We start from the raw sequence: 16,216 nt of genomic DNA, 5'->3' as shown, positions 1-16,216 counted from the left end.
CTCAAAAACACCTTTCATTATAGAGTAAATGGATGATGAAGTAAGTAGCACACCTCATTTTTAAATGGGAGCAACACGTTATTTATTGGAACTTTGATCGTACGCATAGGCATAGGCACACCGAAGGGAACTATATCCTATTCCTGCAATGGCTAGCGCAATCACCCCTGCCGCTATTGCCACACCAAACCCCATTCGTTCGCCATAACTATCTACAACCCATCCTCCCACGGCTGATCCTAACGCAACTCCAACACCGAGACCTGTAATTGCCCATGTCATACCTTCCGTTAGCTGCGACTCGGGGACGATTTTCTCCACGAGTCCCATCGTCACAATCATAGTAGGAGCGACAGACATACCTGCAAAAAACAAAACGCATGCAAGCTTAGCTATACTGTCTACAAAGATGAGCGGAATCATCGTTATCATCGCTACCGCAATCGCTATCCCAAATTGTCGGTACAGCGGTGTCCCTAATTTAAGCGTACCGAACACCAAACCAGCCAAACAAGAACCGATCGCGTAGAAGGACAGCACATAACTTGCCGCTACTGTGTTCCCCTGACTTTCTGCAAAAGCTACACTGACAACATCTACTGTTCCAAAAATAGTCCCTATAGCAACAAGTGTGAATGCCAGCACCCGTAATGAACCAATCCTAATTACAGTACCTGTACGCTTCATGCTGAGGGGACGAACAGCAGGCTCTGTGCTCCTTTGCAGTGTAAATAAGACTATTCCTATCAATAATAAAATACTAGATAATAGTGGCCCAGCTTCAGGAAAGAACGAAACACTTAGTCCAACCGAAATAACAGGACCTATAATAAAACAAAGTTCATCTACAACGGACTCAAACGAGAAAGCAGGGTGCAGCATAGGAGAACCACGATACAGTTCCGTCCAACGTGCGCGAACCATAGCCGACATACTAGGCATACACCCAGCCAGCATTGCAAATAGAAACAGTGTCCAGACAGGTGCTTCGTACCTGGTACATAAGAGCAAGGAAATAATAGATAACACGCTGATTCCTCCGGCTGGGAGTAGCACCCGTGATTGGCCTAAACGGTCTACCATACGTGAAATATGAGGAGCGATTAAAGCTGAAGACAGCGCAAACGTAGCCGCCACAGCACCAGCAAGCCCATATTCACCGCGCATCTGCGAAAGCATCGTAACAATTCCAATGCCCATCATCGAGATTGGCATTCTAGCAATAAAGCCTGTCGCAGAAAATCCCTTTGCACCAGGAACACTAAATATTTCTCGGTATAATTTGAACATAGGACACCTCCATTCAAAAATTGAACCGGCACACAACCGTGCCTGCTTTCGGTACATCATACCTTCCGCTCATTTGTGATCTACACGGGACCAGCGACAAAATCTACGCGTAATGTTTGAGACTAAACGCATTGACATACATGACGTATGTGAAATACTATATATACATACACATCGTATGTCAATGACGATTTTTGATCCCCATTTGCGTTCAGACTTCTCTGTGAGGTATTATAATGCGACTAATCAGCACACTTGGTAACCTTTTTTTGTTACCTGATTGTGCATAACCAACCAACAGAGGCAGAAAAGATGACACGGTACCAAAAATACATATGGAGGCAGGAATCTGAATGGCTCGAAAAGCAAGAACAGAAATGATCGAAGAAACGCGCACCAAGTTGTTAAGTGCGGCCAGACAAGCCTTTGGCACGATCGGTTATGCAGACACCTCTATGGATGACCTAACTGCTTCTGTAGGGCTGACACGAGGCGCGCTCTATCATCACTTTGGCGACAAAAAGGGTCTGCTGGAAGCTGTAGTTAAAGAAATGGACGTTGAAATGGATGCCCGACTAGAACAAATTTCTCATGCAGCAGTTGGGCACTGGGAGGGCTTTGTCGGTCGCTGCCGCGCTTACCTTGCGATGGCGCTTGAACCAGAAGTTCAACGGATCGTGTTTCGAGATGCACCATCGGTGCTAGGTAACGCATACTCACAGTCATCCCAATCAAACTGCCTAGCTTCTATGGCCCGTATGCTTCAACAGTTGATGGACAAGCAGATTATTGTAAGGACGGACAGCGAGTCATTAGCAAGGCTGCTGAATGGAGGACTGGTCGATACCGCTTTTTGGATTGCAAGCTGCAAGGATGCAGAGATAAGCCTGTCCACAAGCTTACACAGCCTTTCCCTTATATTAAATGGGCTGCTTCTGAATAAGTAAGGGATTTGTTCTATATATAGATTTTAGCCTGGTAATGCTCATATGGCGTATAACTTTTACTTCTTTAGGGGATAGCTTAGTAATCTGGTCTGTACGGTAGCCGTACTTCACATCCCTTCATTTATTACCAATCACTTGTACCTGGACAAATGACAGCTTGATCAAGATGAAAAATTGTGAAAGCTGTGCTAAAATACATAATTGCATCTGTCATCTTAGGGAGGTTTATTTCATTACCATGCTAATTATCGGTATCGCCGGCGGCACCGGATCGGGGAAATCAACGGTCGCCAAAGCCGTCATTGACCGTCTGGGGACAGACAAAGTAACGTTTATCTCTCAAGATAACTACTATAAGGAATATCCGAATCTCAGCTTTGCCGAGCGTGAGTCGCTTAATTACGACCACCCACTCGTGTTTGATAACACGTTGCTGATGGAGCACCTTCAAATGCTTAAAGAAGGCCAGACTGCTTTAGCACCTGTATATGACTTTACTGTACATGCACGCTCTAGCGAAGTTATCGAGCTGAAGCCGTACAACATTGTTATTCTGGAAGGGCTCCATGTTTTGTCAGATGAGCAATTGCGTCAGTACCTCGACATCAAGGTGTTTGTAGATACAGATCCTGACGTACGTATACTTCGTCGTGTGCTGCGAGATATTGAGGAACGGGGTCGGACGATCCAATCGATTCATAATCAATATTTAAATTCGGTCAAGCCTATGCATGAAGCCTTTATTGAGCCGTCCAAGAAATATGCGGATATCATCATCCCAGAAGGCGGCCAGAACGAAGTTGGTATTCAAATGTTAACCACGATGACGGAGAAATATTTAACGTGTGAGTGGAAATCGACATAGAACAGCATAAGAAGGCTATCGCAATAGAGGCGATAGCCTTCTTATGTTTACGAGGATATTTTAGACGCACCTTCATTTTGAAACGTAAACTTGAGCGCCGATAGTAGCAACTACTGTTCCCCCATCGCGATTACCCCACATAGGATAATGACCATTGATCGCTAAAGATCGCAAATACTCAAAGTCTGGATGAATGACATCCTCTGTGAGAAAGGCCGATGTGGTGCTGCCTGGTACTCGGGCCTTGTTTAAGGTGTCAATGATTTCCTGTGCCGATCTAATCCCGATGCCGTGCCCATAATACTGGTCATCAGCCAGTAAGATGACGTTTTCTCCTTGCCACTCCAGCATTTTCGGATCATGATCCGGATTTTTGAAATAGAGGATGTCCCCCGGATATACTTCTCTATTGTTATGTTTGGCCACAAGCTTCAAATCGTTATCGTAATTCCAGTCCCATATGAATAAATCCTGAAAGTAGGCATTAAAGGCCTCCCTCCCGATAACATCAAGCGTTGCCTTATACAAAATAATGACGATCGCGGCAGAGCATTCAAAAGCATAAAGCTTACCTTGCTGAAAAATGTCCTGAATTGCATCTGACGGTAAGACATCCGGTCTAAGTTGAAACCCGCCATTTCTTGCTCGCAACCAAAACTGCTCATTGCATCGCGAATGTTCGAATATCGCAAAGTCTACGCCGCTCAAGTTTAAAGCCTTTGCTGCCTCTACTATGCGCGAACGCATTTTTAATTCAAAGTTCAAATCTTCAAGCGTATTATAATAGTAGGTCACAGGGCTTCGCTCTTTCTTAATAAGTATTCCTTGTTCGAATTCAGATAGCTTTAGGGTATGGATTGGTTTTGAATTAACCTCCAAGATCTGAATCATCACTTATCCCAACCTTCTGATCAATAGGCTACTGTATACATGTATGTGTCTTGTTCCAAGTTGGTGCCTCTGGAGATGTAAAGAAACAACGTGCAGCTAGCTAGTCCGACAAAACAAAAAAGCAGTCGCTAACATTAGCGACCGCCTTTTCAGAATACATTAAGCGAACATTTTCACAACCTAATCGATCAAAAAAGTTAAGCTGAAGCGGAGGGATATAGTGTTAGCCGACAAGAGATCACCTGAGTCAGCTTGACTTGATCTCCACCCTCTCCATTAATTCTTACTCGTCACCCTCGACATTATGGTACACTTGCTGAACATCATCCAGATCTTCTAGCGCATCAATCATTTTATCAAATTGGGCTTGGACATCTTCTGGAAGTGTCACGTAGTTCTGTGGCAACATCGTTAGTTCTGCAATCGTAAATTTCGTAACACCTGCTTGCTTAAAGGCACCTTGGACAGCATGGAACTGGTCTGGTTCGGCATATATAATTACCGTCTCCTCTTCCTCGAGGATGTCGCGTACGTCTAATTCCGCTTCCATCAAGATTTCAAGCGCTTCATCTGCCGTCTTGCCTTCTAGCCCAATAACAGCCGTCTGATCAAACATATAATTAACAGAGCCCGTAACACCAAGGCTTCCGCCGTTTTTGTTAAATGCAGCTCGCACCTCCGAAGCGGTACGGTTCACATTATTCGTTAGTGCATCTACAATGACCATCGAACCGTTAGGTCCGAAGCCCTCATAACGGAGTTCGTCATAATTCTCATCGGAACCGCCCTTTGCCTTCTCAATCGCACGGTCAATGATCGCTTTTGGTACGTTGTATGTCTTGGCGCGCTCAACAACAAACTTGAGAGCCTGATTAGACTCCGGATTCGGTTCGCCCTGTTTCGCCACCACGTAAATTTCTCTTCCGAACCTAGCATATATACGACTTGTATTTGTGTCCTTCGATGCTTTCTTCTCTTTAATATTATTCCATTTACGTCCCATACTGATCTCGCTCTCTTTCCACATTGAATGTGTACAATCGTAATTATTATATCTCGTATGAGGAACCTGAGCAAATAAGATGGAAATTTGTGTAGAGGAAACTGTCCAATGACAAGTGTGAACAACATCAACAATCCAAAGACAGTATTAAATCCCCAACACTAGTAGGTGCATGTATGGATGCCTCCAACATATACCAGCTGTATATAATATACAATCCTTTTATTTACAGCAACACAGCAAACATTTACTATACCCACTCATTTCCTATAGCATAGTATGTGATGTCGTGTGTAATAGATTTGGCAGGGGCTGATGAATGATACCCCTGCACCTAGTCAAAGAAACGCCAATAGTTGTTACGATAAACACCCAAATTCATTCTAATTGTCCTGCTTGTAAAAGGTCCGCCAGTAGCTAGTCTACTGAATACTTTGCGGAAATTTGAACACTTGCAACGGATCATACTTGCGATTTACCCGCCTCAAGCGTGCTACATGACCGCCATAATAAGCCCTTTCGTAATTTGTTAACCCGCTGTAGGGAAAATTAATGTAAGAGCCTTTTGTTACTAATTTTACGTATGCAAACTTAGCACGGAGCCATTCTCGATTCGTGGCAGCATATCTCTTATCCGTCCAAACCGTCTGAATGCCGAGAATGTATCGCGCCTGCCGATAGTAATATGCAGATGCAGATCTGCTGCGCTGCTTTACCTTGCCACCCAGCGCATACAAGGTAAGAGCCGTAAATACGGAGCCACGCGCTGGCTTATCGATCAAGCTGACAAGCTTCTTTATTTCTTGCTTGCTGAAGGCACGGTGAACAAATCTTCCCGTTGACTGAAACTTCTCATAAGGCGGGTACGACTGCCCCACTTTGGTGACAGCGTCCATAAATGACAAGGATTCAATACTTATGTTCATCCTTGCAATACGTGTAAAGGGATAAAGCAAACGCTTCGCTTCATCAACGGACCCATAGTAAAATCCACGGCCATAAATGGCATGGCCTTCCTCACGAGAATAGTACAAGCTTGTATTTAAACACATCCGCTCATTCAAACCATTCAGCCATTTCTGCCATATCTTTATAAAAGCAGCCAGTTGGGCCGATGATGCTTTAGGACAATACAATTCAAATAGGGTCACACGTGCAACCTGTAGAGGAAGCTTAAAAGTCATAGAAACCACTACACCAAAATTACCACCACCCCCACCTTGACATGCCCAAAATAAATCACGATTGCGATACGGACTTGCGGTTATAACACGTCCTCTGTAATCAACTAGCTCCACTTCCCGTAATGAGTCGCATCCCAAACCCAAGTATCTGCTTGAGAATCCCCACCCGCCTCCTAATGTATATCCGACCACGCCAACGGTAGGACATGTTCCTCCTGGGAAAGGGTATCCTGCTGCACCCACCACTTTATACAACTGCTCGTTGGTCACACCAGCCTGAATTTTCACAGTACCGCTTGCTTGATCTAATTTCACCTTAGCCATTCGACTAACGTCAATAACAACTGCGCCGTCACCGACTGAATACCCTTCGTAATGATGACCGCCAGCACGGATACGAATGCAGTAACGATGCTTGCGAGCCCATAAAATAGCTCGCCCCACGTCATTTTTGTGACGACAATATATAATCATTCGAGGGAACTTCTGGATGGCGCGGTTCCATTCTTGCCTAGCCTGATTATACTTTGGACTATGGGGTTTAATAATCTCCCCTTGCATACCCGCTGAATACTTGCCATTCATGTGCAACCCTCTCTATTCGTAGTTATTAAACGTACAGCACCGCTATTTCCATTACGGTATGCAGGACGCTAAACGGGTGTTCACTGTGAGCTTAAAGCGACACCCAAACTAAAAAAGCGGTTAAACTGGGGTTGGCCCCCGCTTAACCGCTAATGATATATGCTGCCTTGTCTTATCGACTCGGTGTATAGAAATTTTATACGCTGTACAGCTTGACCTACCTAGCCATAATGAAGATCTAAAATTGCCCAATTACACCCAAATGATAAGGTGATGTAGTATTAACGGAGCCTGCAATAAGAATATAATAGGACTTTCCACCCTGTACATTAAAGGAGAACTCGTTCGTACTATTATGGCCATTATAAATAAACTTGGAGGCAATTGCAGTGGCTGAACCTGTAGCATCTAATTGTGCAGCATCATAGATATGAACGTAGTAGCCTTGACTGTCCGGCGGGAAAAAGAATATACGCTGCTGTCCTGTCAGGTAAGGAGTGAACTTGTACCAATCTACATCACCTTGACTCAAATATCCACTTGTACCCGATCCAGGACTAACGGTTGTAGCTTGGAAATAAAAATCATTTGTTGGATTCTCATATTGATCTCCTGCAAATACAGCTGAGGCAAACGTAAGACTGAGTATCGTAGTTAAGATAAGAGCTTTAAATGTTTTCTTCATCTTCTTCTCCTCCTAAACTATAGTGAATTTATTCTTTCTTTTCTAATATAATACATTTTAGTAGAAATGTATATTCCATACCATTTATTTTAGGTTATCTTTAAGTTAAGTTCGTACCGGTGTATAAAAATAACGGCTAAGCCGGATTTAATTCCTGCTTAGCCGCTTTTATGCTTGTTTGGATGCTAAAGTTAATATATGATATTCGTTCGCCTATTGACTCGGTGTATAGAAATTTTGCGTATAATACACTTGATAGGAGCCGCCGAAGGACACCCCTACACCTAATCTAGTAAAGTCACCTAAAATATTGTTGCGGTGACCCTCAGAATTCATCCAGTTCTCATGTGCAAAAATAGCACTTGTTTGACCTGCTGCAATATTTTCCCCCGCTTGCTTGTACGCAACGCCGTCCTCTTTCATCCGATCAAATGGATTTTCGCCATCTGGGTTGCGGTGATTAAAGAAGTTTCTCTTCCCCATATCCATACTATGCTTTCGGGCAGTAGTCGCAATCTCGTCGTTCCATTGCAGCGGCTTCTTGCCATGACGAACACGCATCGTATTGGTCAGATCAAACACCTCTTGCTCAAAGCTTTTACGCAGACTCTCACTTGGCGTTCCGTAATACCCTTGGAAGGCCAATTCCGTCTCCTGTTGGATCAATTGTATGGATGAAGCTTTAGACTGCTGCTTCGTATCGTAGAACACTGTCGCGTACACGTTTCCAATTTTATGGAGGCTATACTTGCCACCATTATCTTTATATTGATAGATGGTATTCCCTTTTTTAATTTGATTCAAAGCAGGGCCAAACGCAGCAGTAATCTCATTCTTCGTAGATCCATAACCTACTCCGCCCTCAGCCTTCCATTCTTTTGCATTGGTATACAACGCAACTACCTTATTATTGCGTACTCCAACCTGCAAATAACGCTCATAATCTTTGTTATAAATATACCAATCAAAACCATATTCGCTGCTATCTTTCCGATTCGGTTCTCCCAAAAGTTTGATAAGCTGATCCTCGTGTAGTCCAATAGATGCACCTTGGAACTTGATGGCAGCAGCTTGCTCATTGGACAACTTCCGTACTGTAACATTGGACTTGGTCGGTGCTGCGGAGGCAGGTAGCGTCTGGATCACACTGCCTGTTACAAGTGCAAGACCTGCGACTAATACGAACAACTGTTTTCGCATCAACGATCATCCCCATTCTTAACGTTTTACGCTTGGACGATGAACAATAGGGGCGCTTTTTTGAATTTTTGAACAAAAAAAGCGCCACCCTAATGGTAGCGCGAAAATATACAACTTCTCGCAATTAGGGCAACCCGGCTATCATCGCACCTTACTGTGCATTAGACCCGTGGCTTTGCGTCCCCTGCTTTCGCTAGAGTTTGCCATTATCCATATTTAGCGTTTTGTTACTGTTATGATACCACGAGAATAAAAGGCTTGTACATCTCTAGTACTATCTTATTTTTGTACAAATATAAATTCATACATATGTATCTATATTCTTTTACTCTATTTCATTTGACAAATGACTTCTGCATAGGGGACAATAGACCAGTTGTAAAAAGAAAAGGAGTGGTAGATTGTAGTATGAATTATTCCAAAAAAATACTATATGGCCTCTTAGTTATCACCCTATTGATGAACCTTGTACTTCCCCCTTCTATGGTACTTGCCAGTGAAGGATTATTAAATGCATTGTCCATCGCAGGGAGCAATTCATCACCAAGTGTGACCAACTCGACCTATGGCCAGGGGAATAACAGTGTCACCAATACGACTTACGGGCCGATTACGCAGAACATCATTACCTCAGTCACGATGAAAGATGAAGCAGGACGTAACATTACAGAGGTTAGACCTACACAGGGCTCACGTGTGCAGATTGATTTTACGTGGGAACTGCCAGCGGGTCATACATATGGTGCTGGTTCAACCTTTACATTCCAGTTGCCCGACAAATTTAATGTAGACCGTACGTTAACTGGAAATCTAACTGGTGACTATGGCACATACGTCGTAACTCCCGAAGGTCAAGTGACGCTAACCTTTAATGAAGAGATTCAAGACGGGCAAGAATTAAAGGGTGACTTCTTCGTATGGAGACAATTTAACAAAGACAAGTTCTCGGGTAGCAGCGAGCAGCCCATTACATTTGTTATTCAGGGTGACTCCACCATTATTCCTGTTCACTTTAATACGAACATTAGCAGTGTTATGGACAAAAGAGGAACAGCTAATAAAGGTATGAACCCAAGTGAAATCAGTTGGGAAGTCGATTTCAATAAAGGTCAGCAGAAAATTGACCAGGCCGTATTTTCGGACAAACTTCCTAATGGTCTGACTATTGATCTGAACTCCGTTAAACTGTTTAAGTTAGATGTCCAATTAAATGGAAGCCTTGTTGAAAAAGAGCTCGTTGCAGGTAATACACCACAACTCACCCCTGACGGATTCGAGCTTACATTAGGTGACATCCACAATGCTTACAGAGTAAAGTATACGACAAAGGTAACGTCAACTTCTGACCAGACTTACAGAAATACAGCCTCAGTAAGCGGAAGCAATCTTGCTGCTCCGATGGATAAATCAGCTCAAGTAACCGTCAGATTCAGTAAGCCGCTTGATAAAAAGGCAGTCCACTATGACCCTTACACGCAATCGATCCAATGGGCCGTACAATACAACTATAATGAACAGGCCATTGAACAGTCTAAAGCTTGGATTGAGGACAGTTTTGACAAGAGTCAACAAGAGCTGGTAAGACCGTTTGAAGTGTTTGAAATGGTGATTGACGCCAATGGCAACGCGACACAAGCAACAGGAACACCGCTAACTGAAGGCACGGATTATACAATTGATGATTCAGTTGGATACGGATTTAAATTAGTGTTTCTAAAAGATATCCACAACGCTTATGAGATCAAATATGCAACAAAGGCGATCAATCGGGTGCATGCAGATGCCACCTCTGTTGAGAACCATGTTAAAATCGTGGATAACCCGACTGGCGTGAATATTTCGCAAACGATTTCTCAAGTTATTTTCAACAAGTACCCAGGTGCTGTTGATTATGCTAACAAGACAATTGACTGGAAAATTTACCTCAACCTTGATCGTAAACAAATGCAGGATGTTATCATCAAAGATAATTTTGCAAACCAAAAATTAACTTTCATTGAAGATAGCTTGGATATTCAAGGTTTACAAAAAGGTGTCGATTACACGGTTGCACCTGACGCAACCTATCAAGAAGGATTTAAAATCAAATTTAACAACCCGATCACGCAACAATATGTTTTCACATACAAGACTAAATTCGATCCAACTGCTAATAAATCGAAATATGTGAATACTGCTGTATTGGATTGGAAAGAGAATAACATCGCTCAACCGTCCATCTCTAAAACAGCAACCGTCGTACCGGACAGCTATACGCAGGACAACGGGAATAAAACAGGTGTTTATGACGCCATCACCAAACAAATTACGTGGACGATTGATTTCAACTACAATCTCCATGGCATTACAAATGCTGTCATCCGAGACTTTTATACTGGTGAACAAACGTTTGTAGCCAACTCGCTCTCCGTTCACCAACTAAACCTGTTGGGTGCTGATAATAAAGTTAGTGTAGGAAGTCTTGTGCCAGAGGCAGAATATTCGTTTGACAATACCGTCAAAAAAGACGGGAAAGATGGCTTCGAGTTAAGCTTTAACAAGCCAATTAATTCTGCTTATCGAATTACGTACAAAACGAGTCTGGATGGGCATCCAGTTACAGCTTCCTATTCCAATGAAGCTACGCTGCGAGACGGCGCAGGCTCTACGACAACATTGTTTGAGAAGAGTGCCACAGTCACACCAAAGCATGGCGGTGAATTTGTAAATAAGCTGGGTAGACAAGGCACTGGGGCAGACGCAGAATTTGCATTCTGGCAAGTAAACGTGAATCGCAGCCAATCGTACATTCAAGCGGGCTCGATCTTAACAGATACGTTATCGCCAAATCAGCTTCTGATACCACATGCAGTGAAGTTATACCATACTACAGTAGACAAGAACGGCAATTTAAGTAAAGCCGGTCTCGTAAATGCAGATCAATATGACGTAAATATTGTAGGCAACACGTTAACCATAACGTTTATCAATGAACTCCGAGCTGCTTATATTTTGGAGTATAAATCTTTTATTAATGCCGATAACGGCGAGAACATTAGCAATAAGGTGTCTTTTAAAGGTCAATCTGCCGGTAGCGTTGACACAAATACAGGCAATCAGTTTCAGGTGCAATTCTCAGGAGCTGGCGGTGGAGCCACTACCCCAGGCAAAGGGAATTTGACCATCACGAAAGTAGATGCTAAAACAAAGCTGCCATTAGCCGGCGCTAAATTTGGTCTTTATGACAAGTCTGGAAACACTTTGTTGCAGGAGCTTGTGACTGACACCAACGGCGCAGCTACTTTTGAAAACTACAGATTAAAAGATTATAAGCTGAAGGAATTAGCCGCTCCTGCTGGTTACTTGATTGCAAGTGAATATGAGAACGGCAAGCTGATCACTCTTCGTAAAGACATGGCGCCGATCTTGATCGGCAATGTAAAGGACGAATGGGATGTTGAACTGACGAAGGTAGATATGGATACTCCTACGAAGGTGCTTCCTAATGCTGTGTTTAAATTGCAAGTACAAGAAGGGCTAGCGTTTAAGGATGTAGATGGTTATACCAACTTAAAAACTACGCAAGACGGTAAACTTCGCCTGTCTGCATTAAAGCCAGGAAGTTATCAGCTTGTTGAAGTCACAGCACCACATGGGTACAAGTTGGATTCAACCCCAATTGGTTTTACCATTTTAACAAATCAGTCTACGCTGAAGACTTTGATCGCTAAAAACAAGTTGATCAAAGGAGCCGTTGAGTTGACAAAAGTAGATGACAGCAAAGCGGCTACGCCTCTTGCTGGAGCAAAATTTGAGCTTCAAGATGCAACAGGCAAAGTAGTGCAAGTGGGGACAACTGACCAATACGGTAAGCTGTTAGTAAACAATTTGCCGACAGGAACTTATAAATTTATGGAGACGGCTGCACCAAAAGGTTACAAGCTGAGTGCACAGCCGTTAACATTTGATATTGTAGACGAAAAGAAGCTGGAGCTTACATTTACTAATGAACTGCTTCCAGGCCATGTTAAACTAGTTAAAATTGAAGCGAATCGTCCTGATGTCAAGCTGGCCGGGGCTCAGTTCCGACTATTGGACGAAAATGAGCAGCCCGTCGTTGATGGCTCTGGCAATGAGCTTCCGCTGCTAACTACGGATAAAGACGGACAAGCACTTATCCCTGCGCTTAAGCCGGGTAAATATTTCGTGCAAGAGATTAAAGCTCCTTCTGGTTATTTGATAGACCAGAAGTTGACTGGTTTTGATGTGATCAGCGAGAAGGAAGTTGTTGTGACGGTAGCGAACACTCGTGAGCCGCTTTCTGGCTCCGTTAAACTGATCAAAATCGAAACAAACCGTCCTGATGTCAAGCTCGCTGGAGCTCAGTTCCGACTATTGGACGAAATTGAGCAGCCCGTCGTTGATGGCTCTGGCAATGAGCTTCCACTGTTAACTACGGATAAAGAGGGGCAAGCACTTATCCCTGCACTTAAGCCGGGTAAATATTTTGTGCAAGAGGTTAAAGCTCCTTCTGGTTATTTAATAGATCAGAAGTTGACTGGTTTTGATGTGATCAGCGAGAAGGAAGTTGTTGTGACGGTAGCCAACACTCGCCAACCGGTCACACCGCAACCACCAGTTGACCCTACGACGCCTCCTGATAATGGAGGTAACACTCCAGATCAGCCAAGCGGTGATAAGGATAAGCCGTCTGACAAGCCTGACGGTAACACGAACAAACCAACCGACAAGCCTGACGGCGACACGGACAAGCCAAACGTTAAGCCTGGCGGCGACACGGACAAGCCGAACGTCAAGCCTGACGGCGACACGGACAAACCGAACGATAATAGCAATAATAACTCCGGTGATAAGCCGGGGGGCGATTCGAATAACAATACTGGGGAAACAACTAACACCGGTACTACGGATGAAGTCAAGGATACGAGCGTAAACGATAAAATAAGCAATCGTAAACCAGACCGTGACAACAACTCCGGTAACGTTCTGCCGAAGACGGGTGAAGACAGCACATTGCCTATGCAGCTAACAGGTGCAGGCTTAATTTTGCTAGGATCAGCCCTCCTCGTGATACGCAGAAAATGGTTTAGAGCCTAACTCATATATAGATAAACAAACACCTGCTGATTACTTCAGCAGGTGTTTGTTTATGCTCTATAATCCTCAAATCATTGCACTATTCATCTCGCTATGCTTACCCAAAAATATGACCCTCTATTTCGTTGATTAGTTTTCCCCATCTATTAACTCCGCTTTTTGCAGCATTCGATAAAGAAGTACGGTCATCTCGGCACGCGTTAATGATTGCTGAGGATGCAACTCGTTCCTATATCCTTTAATCAGTCCCTCACCAATCGCTATCCTCACTGCCTCTTGTGCCCAACTACTAACTTGATCGTGATCCAAATAGACACCCAGATCGTCATAACTATCAGGGTTTATGACTACAGCTTCGTTAGCCACGCGTAGCGCGCGAACGATCGTAACGATGGCCTCTTGTCGCGTTACTTCTTGATTTGGACGGAACGTGCCGTCCTTAAATCCATCCATCATACGATGCATTTTAACCGATGCCACTACCCCACCGTACCATTGAGAAGAGCTTACGTCCTGATAGCCCGCTTCGTTCTCACTCTCCGTCAATCCCAATGCCCTTACCAATAAAGCAGCCAGTTCAGCACGAGTAATCCGAGCTTCAGGAGCAAAACGGCTCCCGCCTAAGCCCTCCACAATCATTCTACTATTCATCTCGTCTATTACAGGTGCTGCCCAATGCCCTTTAGTATCTTGTAAGTCAGCCCGCTTGGAGATTAGTATATAAGCTCCATTGGTGTGATCACGGATTACAGCAGCCTGCTGACCATGGATTGGAGTAAACTTAGTCGGGATCGGACGTATACCCAGCTTCTGATTCCATGCCACCACCGTTGATGCTTTTCCAGCAAAGCCAGCCGGCAAATAAATAGCTCTCTCTTCATCATGTGTAGCAGTTAAGCCCACTCTTTTTTCACTATTCCCTTGCACTATAGAAGCATAAAAGTTCACAGGATCGGCCACCAACTGAAATCCACCTTTATGCGCTGCTTCCCCAATCTCCGCTGCTATTTCCCTGCTGCTATTTGCTATCGTGATTTGAGCTTCCCTATCACTTGTCCAAATGGACTGCTGACCTGTGATAGCTGCAATAGATACTCGGTAATGCCCTTGTTGAGTCTTTAATGTAAGCGTCGCATCTTTCTCTGCCAACAGCTTTACTACTTCACTTGGCAATCTTAACGTTGCTTGGTCCGCCTTTTCTTTAATCGTAACTAATAAGTGAGTTGGTGCTGTCTCTGCCTTCAAATGTAGTGACTTTTTTAAAATATTTTCACTTAATATCACGTCGATGGACTTCAAACCGTTTTTATCCACTTGAAGCTTTGCAATGCCGGACTCCTCATTATCATTAATCCATACCTTCACCGACTCGTCGGGCCATGATGCTGTCCAAGAACTGTTGCCAGACGCTGGTTCTGTCGGACCTGAATCCGGATTTTTATTTAAACGACTGACATGCAATAAATAGGTTTTGATCGTGCCGTCCTGAGCTTTAACTTTAACTTCATATTTATTTATACCTACGATAAGAGGATATGCAATCGTCATTTGATTACTAGTTACCTGTAGCCCATTTACGTAAACAGTAGAATACACATCTGACGGCGCCAATATCATTTTTAAGGCACTTATAGAATGGTTAACCTCTACCTGATAACTCGTTGTTGTTGGTTTAAAATTAAACTTGATAGTTCCGTCCTCACCTATGAGCTGCCAGTCTTCTAAATTGGCATTGCTGCTCATCGGCACAATGTTCTTAATTTCAACCAGACGAACGTTTGCATTACCTGCCGTATCCTGAACATAAACAGAATAAATACCATTCTCTTTCACCGTAAATCGATCCGTTATGTCCATGCCTTGGGTCTTAAAGTACGCCAGTGGTTGACTACCTGCCGCCCATTTTATCGAGGAAACTTGATTATATTTACCATATACCGCTGCCGTTACAGTAACGTTCACATCTCCGTAGGTTGGACCACTAGGGCTGATTTGCAGATCAATGCTCGGTGGCTGGTCGTATGTAAATGATATACTGACGGTCTGGTCAAGCGTTAAGCCACTTGCTTCTTCTTTTGCGGTATAAGTTACAATCTCTGTTGCCGTATTACTAACTGAAAAGGTAGCCAAACCTTTTTCATTTGTTAATCCGTACACGTCATGAATGACAGACTGCCCACCGTTTGCTTGCAGCAGCACCCGTTTTCCAGGTAGAAAATGATTATAGTCATCTTTAAGCTGTACATAAATAAAAGACTTGCTGCCACCATCTGCCCGTACGACTAGTTCGCTTGCCGTAACGGTTGAGCGAGCTGCGCTCAATCCGCCAGCAACAAATTGCACGCTTCCCTTCTGGGCGATCTCTACTCCGCCCACACGGGCACTTATCGTCGCGGTGCCTAACGTGTTCGGCGATGTTAACGTCGCTGTGTACGTGCCATCCTGCTTGTCCGTCACTGGCCCTACCGT

The 16,216-nt window shown here is 43.8% G+C and carries 10 protein-coding genes and 1 riboswitch; of the genes, 3 read left to right on the top strand and 7 right to left on the bottom strand.

Translation table 11 applies throughout. The features are described 5' to 3' along the window. Nucleotides 1-78: 78 nt before the first annotated feature. Entirely contained in the window at nt 79-1,290 is a 1,212-nt protein-coding gene (locus H509_RS0123095) for an MFS transporter (RefSeq protein WP_028547149.1), read from the bottom strand. Nucleotides 1,291-1,643: 353 nt separating this feature from the next. Here H509_RS0123095 and H509_RS0123090 point away from each other — a divergent pair, with 353 nt between their 5' ends. Continuing rightward, nucleotides 1,644-2,237, top strand: a complete 594-nt coding sequence (locus H509_RS0123090; RefSeq protein WP_028547148.1) for a TetR/AcrR family transcriptional regulator — start codon at nt 1,644-1,646, stop codon at nt 2,235-2,237. 238 nt (nt 2,238-2,475) lie between these two features. Next, on the top strand, nt 2,476-3,102 hold the full coding sequence (gene udk, locus H509_RS0123085; RefSeq protein ID WP_028547147.1) for a uridine kinase: 627 nt from the start codon (nt 2,476-2,478) through the stop codon (nt 3,100-3,102). Between the two features lie 72 nt (nt 3,103-3,174). Here the strand turns inward: udk and H509_RS0123080 are convergent, their stop codons facing one another. The 5 genes from H509_RS0123080 to H509_RS26435 form a co-directional block, all read right to left on the bottom strand. Next, nucleotides 3,175-3,993 carry a protein-glutamine gamma-glutamyltransferase gene (locus tag H509_RS0123080; protein WP_028547146.1) on the bottom strand — a complete coding sequence of 273 codons (819 nt, stop codon included), beginning with the start codon at nt 3,991-3,993 and terminating at the stop codon, nt 3,175-3,177. A 283-nt stretch (nt 3,994-4,276) separates the two neighbouring features. After that, on the bottom strand, nt 4,277-4,996 hold the full coding sequence (locus H509_RS0123075; RefSeq protein WP_028547145.1) for a YebC/PmpR family DNA-binding transcriptional regulator: 720 nt from the start codon (nt 4,994-4,996) through the stop codon (nt 4,277-4,279). A 422-nt stretch (nt 4,997-5,418) separates the two neighbouring features. Continuing rightward, nucleotides 5,419-6,765 carry an FAD-dependent oxidoreductase gene (locus H509_RS0123070; protein ID WP_028547144.1) on the bottom strand — a complete coding sequence of 449 codons (1,347 nt, stop codon included), beginning with the start codon at nt 6,763-6,765 and terminating at the stop codon, nt 5,419-5,421. 238 nt (nt 6,766-7,003) lie between these two features. Next, a complete protein-coding gene (locus tag H509_RS0123065) occupies nt 7,004-7,450 on the bottom strand; it encodes a hypothetical protein (RefSeq protein ID WP_028547143.1) in 447 nt (148 codons plus the stop codon). Nucleotides 7,451-7,663: 213 nt separating this feature from the next. After that, complete coding sequence (locus tag H509_RS26435) at nt 7,664-8,650, bottom strand: CAP domain-containing protein (RefSeq protein ID WP_084159361.1); 987 nt, start codon at nt 8,648-8,650, stop codon at nt 7,664-7,666. 125 nt (nt 8,651-8,775) lie between these two features. After that, a riboswitch (cyclic di-GMP riboswitch) is annotated at nt 8,776-8,865 on the bottom strand. Nucleotides 8,866-9,058: 193 nt separating this feature from the next. Between H509_RS26435 and H509_RS26430 the strand changes: the two genes are divergently transcribed. Further along, the gene (locus H509_RS26430) at nt 9,059-13,747 is read left to right on the top strand and encodes a SpaA isopeptide-forming pilin-related protein (protein WP_051287544.1); all 4,689 of its coding nucleotides are present in this window, start codon (nt 9,059-9,061) and stop codon (nt 13,745-13,747) included. 129 nt (nt 13,748-13,876) lie between these two features. On the opposite strand, the gene H509_RS0123050 is transcribed toward H509_RS26430, so the two are convergent. Then, nucleotides 13,877-16,216 (bottom strand): S-layer homology domain-containing protein (locus tag H509_RS0123050; RefSeq protein WP_028547142.1); only part of this gene is annotated, 2,340 nt, incomplete at its 5' end.

It is taken from the genome of Paenibacillus taiwanensis DSM 18679 (assembly GCF_000425125.1).
In the GTDB taxonomy this organism is placed as follows: domain Bacteria; phylum Bacillota; class Bacilli; order Paenibacillales; family Paenibacillaceae; genus Paenibacillus_B; species Paenibacillus_B taiwanensis.
This window is presented reverse-complemented; position numbering and strand designations above follow the sequence as displayed.